Source organism: Streptomyces sp. NPDC003247 (assembly GCF_042888135.1).
GTDB lineage: Bacteria > Actinomycetota > Actinomycetes > Streptomycetales > Streptomycetaceae > Streptomyces.
The window spans coordinates 199558-215025 of record NZ_JBIAPF010000011.1 but is presented as its reverse complement, the minus strand read 5'-3'; the positions used below and the strand labels follow the sequence as shown (position 1 = coordinate 215025).

The following is a 15468-nucleotide window of genomic DNA, read 5'->3' as shown; positions in this document are numbered from 1 at the left end:
AGTCCAGAGTAGTGGACCTGTGTCAGGTGTGTGAAGCCGTTACGCCAATGTCCCAGGATATGGTCAGAGCCCCGCCCAGGGCACCTCGTCGCGGAAGAGGGGGCGGCCGTCGTCGAGGACGGTCGGGATCCCCTCGGGCGGGACGTACTCGTAGTGGTCGTGCTCGTGCCCGTAGCGCTCGTGCTCGTAGGTCTCGCGCTTGTACTGCTCGTGGGCCTGCTGGTACGGGTACGGGTACGGGGAGGTCTGCTGGGGGAGCACCTGGGTCGCCTGCTGCGCCATCTGCTGGGGAAGCACCTGGGTGACCTGCTGAGGGATCAGCTGGGTGACCTGCTGAGGGATCAGTTGGGTGACCTGCTGGGCCATCTCCTGGGGGAGCAGCTGGGCGACCTGTTGGTACATCTCCTGGGCCGCCTGCTGGTACATCTGCTGGGGTACCTGCTGCTGGGCGTGGGCGGCGGCCGCGTAGTCGTAGGCCGGCTGCTGCGGTGGCTGCGTGTCGAACAGCGGCAGCCGCAGTTCACCCGTGTCCATCATGGCGTTGTTCTGCGAGCGGTGCAGCCGCGCGTACGCGCCTCCCCGGGCCAGCAGCTCGTCGTGCCGGCCGGTCTCCACGATGCGGCCGTTGTCGATGACGAGGATGCGGTCGGCGTCGGGGGCCAGGTTGAGGTCGTGGGTGATCATGATGGTCGTGCGGCCCGTCATCAGGCGGCGCAGGGGCTTGACCACCCGGCGCGCGGCCATCGCGTCCAGGCCGGTCGTCGGCTCGTCGAGGACCAGGACCGGCGCGTCGCGCAGGATGGCCCGTGCGATGGCGAGGCGTTGCATCTGGCCGCCGGAGAGCCGGGCCGAGTTGGGGTCGACCCTGGTGTCGTAGCCCTCGGGCAGCTTCTCGATGAAGTCGTGCGCGTCGGCCGCCTTGGCCGCCTCCACGATGGCCTGCTCGCTGGCGCCGGGCCGGCCGCAGGCGATGTTCGCGCGGACGGTGTCGTGCAGGACGAGGGTCTCCTGGGGCAGGAGGGTGATGTACTCGCGCAGCCGGGCCAGCGGGAAGTCCCGCAGGGGGACGCCGTCGAGGCGGACCGTGCCGGAGTCGGGGTCGTAGAAGCGGAGCAGCATCTTGGAGACCGTGGACTTGCCCGCGCCGCTGGGGCCGGTCACGATCACCAGCTCGCCGGGGTGGACGGTGAAGGACAGGTCCCGCAGGGCTATGCCGTCCGCGCCCGGATAGCGGAAGGACACGTCCGTCAGCTCGACGCGGCCGTCCGGGCGGCCGGTGTCCGTCTCGCGCCGGGGATCGCTGACCGAGGGCCGTACGTCCAGGATCTCGATCAGCCGCTCGGCACCGGCGGTGGCCGCCGTGATCGTGAGCCCGAGCTGGGCCAGGCCCCGCACGGGCGGGTAGAGGTAGCCGAGGAAGGCGGAGAAGGCGAGCAGCTGGCCGAGGGTCATCCGGCCGGTGGAGATCTCCCAGGCGCCGATGCCGATGACGGCGAGCACGCAGATCGTCTCGATGACCGCCACGAGCTGTTCGTACGCCTCGTTCAGCCGGGTCGAGCGGACGGACGCCCGGAACCAGGCGGTCGCCTCCTCGTTCAGCCGCCGCCGCTCGGCGTCGCGCCGGTCGTAGGCCTGGGTGAGGACGATGTTGCCGAGCGACTCCTCGACCACGGAGGTGATCGCGCCGTCGGCGACCCGGCCCTCGCGCGCGACCGATTTGATGGAGCCGGAGAAGCGGCGGGCGGCCAGCCAGAACAGGGGCGCGAGGATGAAGGTGGCCGCGGCCAGGTCCCAGCGCAGCCAGAAGGCGGCGGCCGAGTAGAAGAGCGCGCTGAACAGGGCGGAGCCGGCGCCGACCAGCCCGGACACGACCATCGTCTCGATGGCCTCGACGTCGCCGGTCAGGCGGGACAGCAGATCGCCCTGGCGGTGGTTCTGGAAGAAGTGCGGAGGCAGCCGCTGGACATGGTCGAAGACCTGCTCGCGCAGCCGCATCACGAACCGTTCGGTGGTCCAGGCGGCGAGCGAGTTCCCCGCGTACGCGATGATCGCGCCGATGGTCGCCACGACCAGCCACTGGCCCGCGGGCTTCCAGAACGCGGCCAGTGAGCCCTCCTGGAGGGCGTGGTCGGTGAGCTCGCTGAAGAGCAGGATGGCGGCGGTCTCGGCGAGCGCGGCCAGCACCGTGCACAGCCAGACCACCATGAGGCGTCCGCGCAGCCCCTTCGTCAGCGGCCAGAAGCGGCGGAAGGCGACGCGGGCGGGAATGGTGGGCGTTTCGTATTCGTACTCGTCGTCATCCACGCCGCATTCCCCTTGCCCGAACAGGAATCAATTTCCCTGGTTCATGAAACCACGCAGAAATGAGGGTCGACTGTGCACGGCCGACCCCCATTCACGGCTTCAGGACCGAATTATCAGTCGCGGCCGGAGACCGGCTTGGGAAGCGGCTGCTTCTTGGCGGCCTTCTTCGGCTGCGGCGGGGGCGGGAGCTGCTTCGACTTGGACTTCGGCAGGGGAGCAAGCTTCTTGAGGCTCATTCCAACTCCTTGGATTGCGCTGTACCTGAGGTGCTTGTCGGCGGGAAATCCCGAACCGACGTCACAGAACCTACACGCTTGCGTTGCAGTTCAGCGGTAAAAAAGGCAAAGCAGCGCTGTGAATACCCTTGGAAAACCTGGGGATTGGTTCAGCAGCCGCTCCTTCCGTCATGTTTCCGTCATCTCTCGCCGGCGCTTCTGTCGTCATGTTTCCGTCATCTCTTGTCGCGAGGCCGGTCCCCGTCGCGAGGCCGGTCCCCGTCGTGAGCCGGTCCCCCGTCGCGAGCCGGTCCCCGGTCGTCGGCCGGTCCCCCGTCCTGGGGCAGTCCCTCCGCGAGCACCTCCGCGAGGTGGCGCCCGCGTACCCCCGCCAGCTGCTCCAGCTGGGTCCGGCAGGAGAAGCCGTCCGCCAGCACGACGGCTCCCTCGGGGGCTTGGCGCACCGCGGGCAGCAGCTGTTCCTCCGCGCAGGCCTCCGACACCTCGAAGTGGCCCCTCTCGAAGCCGAAGTTCCCGGCGAGGCCGCAGCAGCCGCCGCTCAGGTCACCGGTGAGGCCGGCGGCCTCGCGCAGACGGCGGTCGGCGGTGTCGCCGAGGACCGCGTGCTGGTGGCAGTGGGTCTGGCCGGTCACCGGACGGTCCAGGCGGGGCGGTCTCCAGTGCGGGGCGTGGCGTTCCAGCACCTCCGCGAAGGTCAGGACGCGGGCGGCGAGACGGGCCGCGCGCGGGTCGTCGTGCAGCAGCTCGGGCAGGTCGCCGCGGAGGGCCGCCGCGCAGCTCGGCTCCAGTACGACCACGGGTACGTCCGTCTCCAGGACCGGGGCCATGAGGTCGAGCGTGCGGCGCAGGACCGCGCGGGCGCGGTCGAGCTGGCCCGTGGAGACGTACGTCAGGCCGCAGCAGACCCGGCCGCGGCGGGCCGAGAGCAGGACGGCCGGGGACCTGGAGCGCCCGTCCCCGACCGGCCGTCCGCGCATCCGCAGGGTCGGCGGCAGCGCGACCCGCAGGCCCGCCGCCTCCAGCACGGCGACGGCCGCCCGGCCCACGGACGGTGAGAGGTACTCGGTGAAGGTGTCCGGCCACAGGACCACCAGGTCGCCGCCGGTACCGGGGTCGGCCTCCCGTCCCCGCGACGCGCCGCCGATACCGGGGTCGGCCTCCCGCCCACCCGAGGCGCCCCCGGTACCTGGGTCGATCTCCCGCCCACCCGACGCGCCGCCGGTACCGGGGTCGATCTCCCGCCCACCCGACGCGCCGCCGCCGGGGACCGGCGCCCTCCCGCGCCACCACCGGCTGAACGTCTCCCGGGCCAGCCGCGGGATCCGCCGCTCCGGCGCGATCCCGCCCGCCCTCTTCATGACCAGGGCGAGCGGCCGCAGGGAGGCGAGCGCGTTGACGACACCCGCCGTGCCCGTACGGGCCACCGCGCGCAGCCACTCCGGCAGCCGGCCCATGCTGTGGTGGGCGGCCGGGCGGCGGCGTCCGGCGTAGTGGTGGTGCAGGAACTCCGCCTTGTAGGTGGCCATGTCGACGCCGACCGGGCAGTCGGAGCGGCAGCCCTTGCACGACAGGCACAGGTCGAGGGCGTCCCGGACCTCCGTCGAGCGCCAGCCGTCGGTGACCGGCCCGCCCGCGAGCATCTCGTGCAGCAGGCGGGCCCGGCCGCGCGTGGAGTGCTGCTCCTCACCGGTGACCCGGAACGACGGGCACATCACGGCCGGCCCGGTCGCCGTCGTCGTACGGCACTTGGCGACGCCGACGCAGCGGCGGACCGCGGCGGAGAAGTCGCCCCGGTCGCCGGGGTAGCCGAAGGCGACGTCGACGGGCTCGCGGGGCAGGACGGCGAAGCGGAGGTTGGCGTCGAGGGGCTCGGGGCGCACCAGCATGCCCGGGTTGAGCAGGTCGTCCGGGTCCCAGACGGCCTTCGCCCGCTCGAAGAGGCGGACCAGGTCGTCGCCGTACATCCTCGGCAGGAGTTCGGCGCGGGCCTGTCCGTCGCCGTGCTCGCCGGAGAGGGACCCGCCGTGGGCGGTGACCAGGTCGGCGAGCTCCTCGGAGAAGCGGCGGAAGCGGCCGACGCCCGCCTCGGTGAGCAGGTCGAAGTCGACGCGGACGTGGATGCAGCCGTCCCCGAAGTGGCCGTAGGGCGTGCCGCGCAGGCCGTGGGAGGTCAGCAGGGCGCGGAAGTCCCGCAGGTAGGCGCCGAGCCGGGCGGGCGGGACCGCGCAGTCCTCCCAGCCGGGCCAGGCCTCGGAGCCGTCCGGCATGCGGGTCGCCGTGCCGCTCGCGTCCTCCCGGATACGCCACAGGGCGCGCTGCCCCGCCGGGTCGGTCACCACGGCCGCGTCGACGACGTCCGCCGCGCGCACGATCGCCTCGGCACGCGCGCGTGCCTCGGCCGCCGACTCCCCGCCCGTCTCGACGAACAGCCAGGCCGCGCCGCGCGGCAGGCCGGCGGCCGACGGCACGAGGTCGGCTGCCATCCCCTCCACCGTCAGCGGCCGGTGCGGCAGCAGTCCGGCCGCGGCGTCGGCGGCGGCGCCCTCGTCGGCGTACCCCAGCACCGCCAGCGCACGCGCGCGGGGCGCCTCGACGAGGTCGACGACCGCTTCCGTGAGCACGGCCAGCGTGCCCTCGGAGCCGCAGAGGGAGCGGGCGACGTCGGCGCCCCGCTCCGGCAGCAGCGCGTCCAGCGCGTACCCGGAGATACGGCGGGGCAGGTCGGGGAATCCGGTGCGCAGCCGGGCCAGCTCGCCCTCCACGAGGTCGCGCAGCCCGTCCGGCGCGCCCGCCCAGCCCCGGCCGGGCCGCAGCCGCTGTCCGCGCGCGGTGACGACGGACAGCTCCCGCACGTTGTCCGCGGTCGTCCCCCAGGCCACCGAGTGGGAGCCGCAGGAGTTGTTGCCGATCATGCCGCCGAGCGTGCAGCGGCTGTGGGTGGACGGGTCGGGGCCGAAGCGGAGGCCGTGCGGGGCGGCGGCCTCCTGGAGCCGGTCGAGCACCAGCCCCGGTTGGACGACGGCCGTCCGGGTGACGGGATCGAGGGCGACGAGCCGGTTCATGTGCCGCGTGAAGTCCAGCACCACGCCCGTGCCCGTCGCCTGCCCGGCGATCGACGTGCCCCCGCCGCGCGCCACGACCGGCACACCGCGCGTCCGGCACACCTCCAGCACCGCCGCCACGTCCTCCGCGTCGCGCGGCGCGACCACGCCCAGCGGCACCCGCCGGTAGTTGGACGCGTCCATGGTGACCAGCGCGCGGGAGGTGACGTCGAAGCCGACGTCACCGCGCACGGCCCTGCGCAGTTCACCCTCGAGATCCCCGGGATCGGTCATGGGTCCAGCATGCACCTCGTCACTGACAGTGACGGCGGCTTCCGCCTCGCGAAGGGCCGCCTCGTACATCCGTACAGGTCCGGAAGCCGGGAATCCCGTCTCATCCGACGGGACACGTTTCCGTAGGGTTTCGCCCAGGGGATACGCTCCGCCTCGTGGCTGAGATCCAGATTCCTGCTGACATCAAGCCCGCCGACGGTCGATTCGGCGCGGGCCCCTCCAAGGTGCGGGTGGAGGCGCTGGACGCCCTGGCCGCCACCGGCACGTCCCTCCTCGGCACCTCCCACCGCCAGGCCCCGGTCAAGAACCTGGTCGGCCAGGTCCGGGAAGGCATCCGCGAGCTGTTCCAGCTCCCCGAGGGCTACGAGGTCATCCTCGGCAACGGCGGCTCCACCGCGTTCTGGGACGTCGCGACGCACGGCCTGATCGAGAACAAGTCGCAGCACCTGAACTTCGGCGAGTTCTCCTCCAAGTTCGCCAAGGCCGCCAAGCTGGCGCCGTGGCTCGCCGAGCCCACCGTGATCGCCTCCGACCCGGGCACGCACCCCGAGCCGGCGGCCGAGGCGGGCGTCGACGTCTACGCCTTCACGCACAACGAGACCTCCACCGGTGTCGCCGCCCCGCTGAAGCGGGTCGAGGGCGCCGACGAGGGCGCGCTGGTCCTGGTGGACGCCACCTCCGGCGCGGGCGGCCTCCCGGTCGACATCGCCGAGACGGACGTCTACTACTTCGCCCCGCAGAAGTCCTTCGCCTCCGACGGCGGCCTGTGGATCGGCGTGTTCTCCCCCGCCGCCATCGAGCGCGCGGAGCGGATCCACGCGTCCGGCCGCCACATCCCGGAGTTCTTCTCGCTCCCCACGGCGATCGACAACTCCCGCAAGAACCAGACGTACAACACCCCGGCGCTGGCCACCCTCTTCCTGCTCAACCAGCAGCTGGAGTGGATCAACGGCCAGGGCGGCCTGGACTGGTCCGTCCGCCGCACCGCCACCTCCGCCCGCACGCTCTACGGCTGGGCCGAGGACGTCAAGTACGCCAACCCGTTCGTGACCGACCCCGCCAAGCGCTCCCAGGTCATCGGCACGATCGACTTCTCCGACGAGGTGGACGCGGCGGCCGTCGCCAAGGTCCTGCGCGCCAACGGCATCGTCGACACCGAGCCCTACCGCAAGCTCGGCCGCAACCAGCTCCGCGTCGCCATGTTCCCGGCGATCGACCCGACGGACGTCGAGGCGCTGACCAAGTGCATCGACTACGTCATCGAGAAGCTGTAGTCACGGCCTGAACGACAGCGAAGGGCGCCCGGCGGACCTCCCGCCGGGCGCCCTTCGCCGTTCGGCGCAGTCCCGCCTCGTCCGTCGTCCCGTCCCAGCGCCGACGACGGGGGCCGGACCCGGGCCGACCGGGGATCTGCTCGATCCGCCTCGGACCGCGCGGTGATCGCGACCATATCCTTGCCGAGCGGCTCCGACCGAGAGCCGCTACCTGAGCCAGGACATCCGAGCTACTGTGGATGTCATGACGACGGCCTACGAGGACGTGCCCTTCAGCGAGCTGCTCCACCATCCCGCGGCCACCGCCCGGCGCCTGGACTCGGTCCGCGCCCTGCGCCTGCGCCGACGCGACGCGGGCGACCTCGCGCTCATTCGCGCCGACCAGCTGGAGCAGGACTCCACCGTGGTGGACTTCACCGCCCGCCTGCTCGCCGGGCTGGTCCGCACCGAAAACACCGCCGCACTGCGCCAGGCCCTGCCTGATGCCCTGCCCTGGTCGGTCTTCCTCCCTGAGGACGACGTCGAGGCAATGCTCGACGAGCTGGTGGACACCGCCCGCGGAGCTGCTGCGCTGGAGAACTTGGCTCCCATCGCGTTGCTGCTGGCCCAGTGGCGGCACAGTGCCGAGATCTACGCCGACCCCGCCCTGCACGCCGCCCTCACCCGCGAGCCCGACGGCGACCTCGGCAGTGTCCCCGTGCCCGAAGGCGAGACCGACGAGTGAGCCCCAAACGCGGTGACCGCGCGGCCCCACCCCCGGTCGGCGACGAGCTCGACCTGCGCTTCGCCAACACCGAGGCGGCCAACGGCTGGGACCATCTCTCCCGCCACGCGGCAGGCAACCTCCGCCGCGCCTTCGACAAGATTCGATCCGCCCCGCGCGCCACCGATGACCCCGAGCGCCACCACCGTCTCAAGGGCAAGCTCGGCTCCACAGTCTGGAAGGGGCAGACGCTGGAGCGCTGGCAGTACGAGGTCACCGGCGGCGGTCGCATCTGGTACCTGGTCGACGACGCCAACCGAACCGCCTGGATCACCTATGCAGGCACCGGACACCCCAGAGCAACCGACTGATCGCCCTTCGCCGTTCGGCGCAGTCCGCTGCGTCCGTCGTCCTGTCCCAGCGCCGACGACGAGGGCCGGACCCGGGCCGACCGGGGATCTGGTCGATCCGGGTCGGACCCGGTCAGCTCTCGCAGCGTGTTCCGCCGCCGTTCTCCAGCTCGTCGATGGACGCGAGCAGGCGCCAGGCGTTCGCCGGGCTCCGTAGCAGGTACGCCGTCTCCTTCAGGGACTCGTAGTCCTCAAGGGAGACGATGACGACCGGCTCACGCCCGGCACGCGTGATGACGACCTCTTCGCGGTCGTCGGTGACGGAGTCGAGCACCTCGGCGTACCGGGCGCGCAAGTCGGAACACGTCATGGTCTTCACGATCGAACCTTTTGCCGCCCTGTATGCCGTTCGCCGTCGTGCGCCGTCCTAGCCGAACTGCTGGATGAACGCGTGCCAGCTCTGACGGGAGACGGCGATCAGGGGGCCGTCCTGCTGCTTGCTGTCACGGACGGCACGGCCGTGGGCGGCGGTGCCGGCCACCTCTACGCAGTTGCTCTGCTGTCCGGAGTACGACGACTTCCGGAAGGGGCTTATGACCTCGATCACGATCCTTCTTCCTTCAACGTCCGCAGTACGCCCCGGATGAGCTGCGCGCTCGCATCCGGTGCCAGTGCCGACGATCGTAGTAGGTCGTACATATTGGCGTAAGCGGTGAGGTCTTCCCCGTCCTCAAGGACCGATGCCCCTCTCAGGTTCTCCAGGGTCACCGCTTCGACCGTCGGCTCGGAATCGAAACTGAAGGTGGAGAAGGCCGAGGTCACCGCTCCAAGTACACCAGCGCTGAAGGGCAGCACCTGCACGGTGACGTTCTTCCGCTTCCCGATCTCAAGGATCGCGGCGAGTTGCTCCCGGTGGATCCCGACGCCCACCAATGGGTGCGCAATGACTGTCTCCCAGAGAATCGCGGTGTACGACGCTCCACCCTCCTCGATCTTGGCCTGGCGCCCCTCCCGAACCTTCACCAACTGGTCGATCACATCCGGGGCGACATAGTCAGGCCACGCTGCGATGACCGCCTCCGCATAGGCCGGGGTCTGTAGGAGCCCGGGAACCAGTACCGGCTGCCACTCCCGGATGTACGTCGCATCGTCCTCAAGCGCAATGTGGTCAACGTAGTCCGGACGCAGGTGCGCCGCATGCTCAAGCCACCAGCCGCGGTTCTTGGAGTGCTTGGCCAACTCCTCCAGCTTGTGCCGCACTCCAGCATCCGTGACGCCGTACGCGTCCAGCAGCAGGCGCACCTCGATGACGCGAGCGGTGACGTGCCCGCTCTCAAGGCGGCTGATTCTGGCCTGACTTGCCGCGATCACCTCGGCGGCCCGCGGCTGGTCGAGCTTTGCGGCAAGTCGGTACTGCCTGAGCGCCGTACCCAAACGCCTGCTGCGTACCGTCGGTCGTCCACCTGCGGGCATGAGTTCTCCCCTCTTCTGCGGCAACGATCCCACACGGGTCGACAAAACTGACAACCCATCACTCGATCGAGTGGACGACTGCATGCATTCACTTGAGTTCATTGTGCTGACGTCGAATGCAGCCGTAGCTTCCGGACATGCCCCTCACCGAAACCTTCCGCGTCCCCGGGCACCGCCGACACGTGCCCAGCACCCGCCAGCGCGTACGCAAGGCCCTCGCCGACTGGGGAGTCGCCGACGAACTGGCCGACGGCGTGACCCTGTTGGCGAACGAACTCGTCACCAACGCCGTGACCCACTGCCGGGTCTCCTACGCCCAGGTCGGCGTCACGCTCATCCACCACGGAACCGACCTGATTCTGGAGGTCTCGGACCCCGACCGGGACCGACTCCCCCGGCTCCACCACTCCGGCCCGGACGAGGAGGGCGGACGCGGACTCGCGCTCGTGGAGGCGCTCGCCGACGCCTGGGGATGCCGACAGGAGCGGTACGCGAAGTGCGTGTGGGCCCGGTTCACGCTCGTGGAGAGGGCCCATGCTCCGGCCGGTTCGTGACGCGGTCGTCCGCCTGCTGGGCCGCACCAAGGCGGACGAACGGAATCCCGTGCGGGAGGTCCGGGCGCCGGACCCGTACGTCTGGCGGCTCCCCAACCCGCGCGACGCCCGCTGGCGCCGCTGGGCCAAACGCTCTCGGGCGGCCGGCCGTTGCCTGCCGTTCCCGTGCGACGGAGAGGCCTGCTGGCAGAGCCCGCCCCCTCCCCGGCCACCGGCCTGGCAGACCGACGACGACGTGGTGCGGGCGTACGTCCTCAGACCGACGGCGGCGCGGTCGAGCTCGGCCCCTTTCGGGTGAACCCCACCATTCCCCGCAACCTCACAGCTTGCGACACAAGTCGTACGTTCACACGTGACCTTTTATGCCTTCGGGGAGACCATGAGCCAGCAGTACCCGCCGCAGCAGCCGAACCAGCCCCACCCGCAGCAGCCCGGATGGGGCGGCGGCCCCCAGCCCGGCTTCCCGCCGCCCCCGAAGAGGCGCGGCGTCGGCAAGATCCTCGGCCTCGGCTGCGCCGGCATCATCGGCCTCTTCGTCCTGATCGGCGTCATCAGCGCGATCGCCGGTGGTGGGAGCGGCGACAACGAGTCCGGCAGCGCCGAGCCCGCTGCCTCCGCGGCCTCCGCCGCCGAGGACGACAAACCGGCCGCCGACGCCGAGTCCGGCGAAGCCGCGGAGAGCCCGGCCAAGGAGGACACGGCGAAGAAGAAGGTCGCCACCTTCAAGGTGTGGGGCACCGCTCCCGCCGGGGCCCTCGGCCCGCTGGACATCACCTACGGCTCCGACAGCGACAGCCGGGACGGCACGTGGAAGGACGGTGAATTCACCGCCACCCTGCCCCTGGACGAGGACGCGCTGTACTACACGGTGACCGCCCAGCTCCAGGGCTCGGGAGACATCAACTGCTCCGTCACCGTCGACGGCCACACGGAGAAGGCCCACGCGTCCGGCGGATACAACATCTGCCACGCGCAGGCCAACGCCGGACTCCTCGGCGGCTGGGACTGACCCGGCACACGGCGCGACCCCTGCCGCCGAGATGACCGGGAACGGCGAGGTGGGTACTGCGGGTACCCACCTCGCCGTCGACGTAACTCCTCAGACCTTGATGCTCCGGCGGACCCGGGCGATGACCTGCTGGGCGTCCACGCCGAAGACCGCCGCGTCCGCGAAGGCGTCCCACACCCGGCGGTACAGGGCAATCGTTTCGGCGTCGTCGAGCCAGAGTTCGGCGTGCCAGTCCTCCACCACGACCAGGCGTTCGTCCAGCATGCAGAACGAGTTGCCCAGCGACAGCCGGAGCGGGGCGTCCAGCGGCAGGATCCCCATGCGCACGGTGTCCATGCCCACCACACCGAGCAGTCTGTCGAGTTGGGCCGCCAGTACGTCCGGCGGGCAGATCCGGGCCCACAGCACGCTCTCGTGCATGAGCAGGTTCAGCCGCTTGCCCGGCCGGTACAGCCACTCCTGCCGCTTCATGCGGGCCCGCACCGCGACTTCCGTGTCCGGCAGCGTGTTCTGGAGTGCGGCGTGGTGCTCGAAGACGTGCCGAGCGTAGTCGGCGGTCTGAAGCATCCCGCTGACAGCGGCATTGCTCACCGCATGCATCGTCTGAGCGTCGGAGACGAGGTTGTTCCAAGTTTCCTGGACAGGGCCGTGACCTGCCGCGAGTTGGCGTCGCCAGGAGCGGATGTGACTCTCGAATCCTTTCAGCCGCGCACGGAGTTCGGCGAAAACGTCAGGTTGCCCGGTGGCTACGGCCCACGCCCGGAGATCGTCGTCCGTCGGCGTCTGCCGGCCGTTCTCCAGCTTGCTGATTTTCGACTGCTGCCAGCCCAGCCGCTGCGCAAGCTGGACACCGGTGAGCCGTCCAGCAGGGCTCTCGACACGCAACTCACGCAGCCTGCGTCCGAGTTCCTCTCGTGCCCTCTGATAGTCCGTGCTCACCAGTACCCGCTCTGTCGCCTACATTCCGGCCGTGAACTCCCGCCATGGGACGGCGTGATGCCAAGCAGCATCCCGGATCACCGAGCAGCGCACCACCTCGGCGGGCTCCGTGATCAGGTCGACGTGGGTGAGCTGATCGTCGTCGTCGAACCGCAGGAGCGCGATGAGGCGGCTGTCGAACAGCCAGAAGTCCTCGGCGGGGAGGTGGAGTCGGTCCGCGTCGGTCCGCCACAGATTGCGGATGTCCTCACCAGCGCCGATGTTGCGCCTGGCGCTGTCGAGGAGGAAGCGCTGACCGGTGGTGGCGGGGCGGTCCACGATACGAACCCGTTCGACCCGCTTCCCCTGCGCGGTCTGCCTGCGGATCGTCTCGAGCCACCGCCCGACGGCCGGACTTTCCGCCGAGTCGTCGCCGACCGATCCGGTCTCGACGAACCGCCTCCAGCGGTCACTGGTCTCGTCACTGGCGTACCGCCGGCGCGTCTCCAGCCGCCACGCGGTGTGCTCGAACTTCGCGAACAGGCTGTTGAACTCCTCCAGGTCGATGGTCCGCACCTGTCGCGTCCGCTCTTTCGGAGCCCAGTCAACCAGCAGGTCCCGCGGGACGACGACCGCCACCTCTCCCTCCGAGAGGTGCTGGAGCCGCGCCACGTCAACCGGGTCCGCGAGCGGTGGGCCGTGCACGATCACCTCACCGCTGTCCAAGTCCTCGTGGACGGACGGACATCCGCCGATGTCGCTGCCGGTCCCGTTGAAGCGAAGCCTGCGTGCCATATGTGGCTACCTTTCGGATCTAGACGTTGCCAGCGGACCCAGCATCTCGACTCCGCTCCGCACATGTCCATGCATCCAGAGTGACCACGGGCGAATAACGGAGAATATTCTCCATTCGGGCCCCGACCGTCACCTAGGTTGATCACTCACCGCAATCACTTCGCCACCACAAGGCGCGACGGAAAGGCCCACCCATGCCGAACACACCCGACCTCTACGCCCTCGACCTCACCGCGACCTCCTTCGTGAAGGCCTGCGGCGGCCCCTGCTCAGAGGGCTGCGTGACCCTCGCCCGGATCGGGGAGGACGCCTGGGCCCTGGGCGACAGCAAGCGGCCGGACGTGCAGCCGCTGCGCTTCAGCACGGAGGAGCTGAGCGTGGCCGGGATCGATCCCACCCGCTTCGGGCTGCCGATCTGAACGGCCGGTGCACCACCACGCCTACCTGTGGACCGGTCCCAAGGCCCGCTTCGACCAGGAGGCGCTGCGGCGGCCGCCGCACCCCGATCCGCCCCCGCCCGGCAGCCGGCCCGAGCTGATCCAGCGCTACCGCGAGGTGGCCGCGGAGTTCCCCGCGTCGGACCTGCCGCCGCTGGAGACCGCGTACTGGCTCGTCAAGCCGCGCTCGCTCGTGCGCGGGACCTGGCCGGACCCGGCGGAGGCGGCGGCCTGGCTCGGTACACAGGTGAACGCCTACGTCACCCGGTTCGCGTCCGAGGCCCAGCGCGACCCCCGTCACCTGGCCGATCTCGTCGCCTCCGCCGCCGAACGGCTGGGGTCGGGCCACGACGTGTCGCTCGGGTTCTACCTCGAACGGCCCTCGTACCTCTCCCTGGCCCTGGTGACCTGTTCTCCCAACCGCGAGAACGCCCACCTCCCCTGTCCCCTGGCGGCATGAAGGGGCGCCCGGCGGCACGGCCACCGGGCGCCCCTCCCTCACGCCGCCGTGCAGCTCACGCTCGGCACGCCGCCGCCCCCGGGCGCGCCCCCGAAGCCGAAGCTCGCCGAAGCCCCGGCCGCGACCGACCCGTTGTGGGCCGCGTTCACCGCCGTCACCGTCGCCCCGCTCTGCGTGTACGAGGCGTTCCACATGCTGGTGACCTGCTGGGCGCCCGGCCAGGTCCAGGTCACCCGCCAGGACGTGATCGCCGTCGTCCCGGTGTTGGTGACCTTCACGTCGGCGTTGAAGCCGCTGCCCCAGTCGCTGGTGACGGTGTAGGCGGCGGTGCAGGCCGCCGTGGAGCCGGGGTCCTCGGGGTCCGAGGGGTCCGTACCGCCGTCCCCCGGGTCGAAGCCCGCCGCCTTGACGCTCGCCAGGTAGCCGTCCTTCACCGTGTCCACGGTCGTCCAGTCGTCCTTGAGGATGCCGCCGGTGTCCCCGGAGTTGGGGTTCCAGGACCAGAAGGTCCAGTGGAAGGAGTCGGCGCCGTACGCCGAGGTCGGGCGCAGGTAGTCGACGAGGGCGGCCAGCCACTGCTGGTCGACCGTCGACTGGAGGGTCGTACCGAACTCGCCGAGCCAGACCGGGGCGATGTCCTGTTTGAAGATGTAGCCCCAGTACTTGTCCCAGATGCCGGGCATGTTGGACGGGAACGACGGGTCGCTGAACCAGCTCTGCTGGGCCACGCTCGTCGCGTAGTCGTGGGCGGAGTAGACGAGCCGGTTCGGGACGTCGAGGCGGACGGGGTACTGGGCGACGCCCATCAGGTTGCCGCCCCACCACCCCGAGACGCCGTTGAAGGACTGCACGCCCTCGACGAAGACCAGCAGGTCGGGGTTGACGGCGAGGACGGCGTTGCCGGCCCGCTCGGCGGCGAGGCGCCAGTCCAGGGACGTGTCGCCGCAGCCCCAGCAGGCGGGGTCGTGCGGCTCGTTGTGCAGGTCGATGCCGACGACGGTGGCGTCACCGGCGTAACGGGAGGCGAGGGAGGTCAGATTCGCGATCCACGTCGACTCCGGGACCGCCGAGGTGTACCAGAGCGCCGACTGGCCGGCGGCGTCCGGGCGGTGCCGGTCCAGGATGACCTTCAGGCCGGACTGGCCGGCGTACCCGACGATCTTGTCCAGTACCTGGAGCGAGGTCAGGCCCGTCAGGTCGGCGTTCTTGCCGCCGGAGAAGTCGATGCTGTCCGGCACGGTGCCGCTCTTGAGGATGTCGTCGCTGAACGGCAGCCGGAGGGTGTTGTAGCCCAGCGACCTCATCTGGTCGATCATGCTCTTGTAGTCGCGGGCCCACAGGCCGTGGACGACGTGGTTGGCCGTCTCGAAGCCGAACCAGTTGATGCCGGCGATCCGGACCGGTGTCCCGGCCTCGTCCAGGATCTGACGGCCGCTGGTGTGCCAGTAGCCGGCTCCGGCGTCGGCCGCCACGACGCCGGTCGCCCCGTCGGCCCCGTGGGCGGACGGGGCGACGGCCGCCAGCGGTAACAGCAGGGCCGCGCCGACCGCGCACAGCGCTCTGCGCAAGGTGCGGAACATGTCGTTGCTTCCTCTCGGGGAGGCGCGGGCCCGGAACATA

Annotated in this window: 17 protein-coding genes; 8 read left to right on the top strand and 9 right to left on the bottom strand. The window is 70.7% G+C overall.

Annotated features, from left to right (window positions below; genetic code table 11):
- Nucleotides 1-63 precede the first annotated feature (63 nt).
- From ACFYWQ_RS32635 to ACFYWQ_RS32625, 3 genes are all read right to left on the bottom strand, one after another.
- Nucleotides 64-2304 carry an ABC transporter transmembrane domain-containing protein gene (locus tag ACFYWQ_RS32635; RefSeq protein WP_389521452.1) on the bottom strand — a complete coding sequence of 747 codons (2241 nt, stop codon included), beginning with the start codon at nucleotides 2302-2304 and terminating at the stop codon, nucleotides 64-66.
- Nucleotides 2305-2417: 113 nt separating this feature from the next.
- On the bottom strand, nucleotides 2418-2540 hold the full coding sequence (locus ACFYWQ_RS32630; protein ID WP_389521450.1) for a hypothetical protein: 123 nt from the start codon (nucleotides 2538-2540) through the stop codon (nucleotides 2418-2420).
- A gap of 215 nt (nucleotides 2541-2755) precedes the next feature.
- Complete coding sequence (locus ACFYWQ_RS32625; protein ID WP_389521448.1) at nucleotides 2756-5875, bottom strand: FAD-linked oxidase C-terminal domain-containing protein; 3120 nt, start codon at nucleotides 5873-5875, stop codon at nucleotides 2756-2758.
- 155 nt (nucleotides 5876-6030) lie between these two features.
- Here ACFYWQ_RS32625 and serC point away from each other — a divergent pair, with 155 nt between their 5' ends.
- From serC to ACFYWQ_RS32610, 3 genes are all read left to right on the top strand, one after another.
- Nucleotides 6031-7149 carry a phosphoserine transaminase gene (serC, locus tag ACFYWQ_RS32620; protein ID WP_385070781.1) on the top strand — a complete coding sequence of 373 codons (1119 nt, stop codon included), beginning with the start codon at nucleotides 6031-6033 and terminating at the stop codon, nucleotides 7147-7149.
- A gap of 244 nt (nucleotides 7150-7393) precedes the next feature.
- The gene (locus tag ACFYWQ_RS32615) at nucleotides 7394-7873 is read left to right on the top strand and encodes a hypothetical protein (protein ID WP_389521446.1); all 480 of its coding nucleotides are present in this window, start codon (nucleotides 7394-7396) and stop codon (nucleotides 7871-7873) included.
- Nucleotides 7870-8223, top strand: coding sequence for a hypothetical protein (locus ACFYWQ_RS32610; protein WP_389521444.1), 354 nt, complete (start codon nucleotides 7870-7872; stop codon nucleotides 8221-8223). The genes ACFYWQ_RS32615 and ACFYWQ_RS32610 overlap by 4 nt, the downstream gene beginning before the upstream one ends.
- 112 nt (nucleotides 8224-8335) lie before the next feature.
- On the opposite strand, the gene ACFYWQ_RS32605 is transcribed toward ACFYWQ_RS32610, so the two are convergent.
- From ACFYWQ_RS32605 to ACFYWQ_RS32595, 3 genes are read right to left on the bottom strand one after another with little or no spacing between them, the layout of a single operon-like run.
- Nucleotides 8336-8581 carry a type II toxin-antitoxin system Phd/YefM family antitoxin gene (locus ACFYWQ_RS32605; protein WP_389521442.1) on the bottom strand — a complete coding sequence of 82 codons (246 nt, stop codon included), beginning with the start codon at nucleotides 8579-8581 and terminating at the stop codon, nucleotides 8336-8338.
- A gap of 48 nt (nucleotides 8582-8629) precedes the next feature.
- Nucleotides 8630-8809 carry a DUF397 domain-containing protein gene (locus tag ACFYWQ_RS32600; protein ID WP_389521440.1) on the bottom strand — a complete coding sequence of 60 codons (180 nt, stop codon included), beginning with the start codon at nucleotides 8807-8809 and terminating at the stop codon, nucleotides 8630-8632.
- Entirely contained in the window at nucleotides 8806-9675 is an 870-nt protein-coding gene (locus ACFYWQ_RS32595) for a helix-turn-helix domain-containing protein (protein WP_389521438.1), read from the bottom strand. The genes ACFYWQ_RS32600 and ACFYWQ_RS32595 overlap by 4 nt, the downstream gene beginning before the upstream one ends.
- 137 nt (nucleotides 9676-9812) lie before the next feature.
- Between ACFYWQ_RS32595 and ACFYWQ_RS32590 the strand changes: the two genes are divergently transcribed.
- The 3 genes from ACFYWQ_RS32590 to ACFYWQ_RS32580 all read left to right on the top strand — a co-directional run bounded on the left by ACFYWQ_RS32590 (nucleotide 9813) and on the right by ACFYWQ_RS32580 (nucleotide 11238).
- On the top strand, nucleotides 9813-10229 hold the full coding sequence (locus tag ACFYWQ_RS32590; protein WP_389521436.1) for an ATP-binding protein: 417 nt from the start codon (nucleotides 9813-9815) through the stop codon (nucleotides 10227-10229).
- Nucleotides 10210-10527 (top strand): hypothetical protein, encoded by a 318-nt coding sequence (locus ACFYWQ_RS32585; RefSeq protein WP_389521435.1) that lies wholly within the window; start codon nucleotides 10210-10212, stop codon nucleotides 10525-10527. Before ACFYWQ_RS32590 ends, ACFYWQ_RS32585 begins: the two co-directional genes overlap by 20 nt.
- Nucleotides 10528-10608: 81 nt before the next feature.
- Complete coding sequence (locus ACFYWQ_RS32580; RefSeq protein ID WP_389521434.1) at nucleotides 10609-11238, top strand: hypothetical protein; 630 nt, start codon at nucleotides 10609-10611, stop codon at nucleotides 11236-11238.
- A 90-nt stretch (nucleotides 11239-11328) separates the two neighbouring features.
- On the opposite strand, the gene ACFYWQ_RS32575 is transcribed toward ACFYWQ_RS32580, so the two are convergent.
- Together ACFYWQ_RS32575 and ACFYWQ_RS32570 are read right to left on the bottom strand one after the other, a co-directional pair.
- On the bottom strand, nucleotides 11329-12177 hold the full coding sequence (locus tag ACFYWQ_RS32575; RefSeq protein ID WP_389521432.1) for a helix-turn-helix domain-containing protein: 849 nt from the start codon (nucleotides 12175-12177) through the stop codon (nucleotides 11329-11331).
- A gap of 18 nt (nucleotides 12178-12195) precedes the next feature.
- Entirely contained in the window at nucleotides 12196-12951 is a 756-nt protein-coding gene (locus ACFYWQ_RS32570; RefSeq protein ID WP_389521431.1) for a DUF6879 family protein, read from the bottom strand.
- A gap of 194 nt (nucleotides 12952-13145) precedes the next feature.
- Here ACFYWQ_RS32570 and ACFYWQ_RS32565 point away from each other — a divergent pair, with 194 nt between their 5' ends.
- Together ACFYWQ_RS32565 and ACFYWQ_RS32560 are read left to right on the top strand one after the other, a co-directional pair.
- Nucleotides 13146-13370 (top strand): DUF397 domain-containing protein, encoded by a 225-nt coding sequence (locus ACFYWQ_RS32565; protein WP_389521429.1) that lies wholly within the window; start codon nucleotides 13146-13148, stop codon nucleotides 13368-13370.
- 7 nt (nucleotides 13371-13377) lie between these two features.
- Entirely contained in the window at nucleotides 13378-13848 is a 471-nt protein-coding gene (locus ACFYWQ_RS32560; RefSeq protein WP_389521427.1) for a hypothetical protein, read from the top strand.
- Between the two features lie 38 nt (nucleotides 13849-13886).
- Here the strand turns inward: ACFYWQ_RS32560 and ACFYWQ_RS32555 are convergent, their stop codons facing one another.
- A complete protein-coding gene (locus ACFYWQ_RS32555; protein WP_389521426.1) occupies nucleotides 13887-15428 on the bottom strand; it encodes a cellulase family glycosylhydrolase in 1542 nt (513 codons plus the stop codon).
- Between the last annotated feature and the right edge of the window lie 40 nt (nucleotides 15429-15468).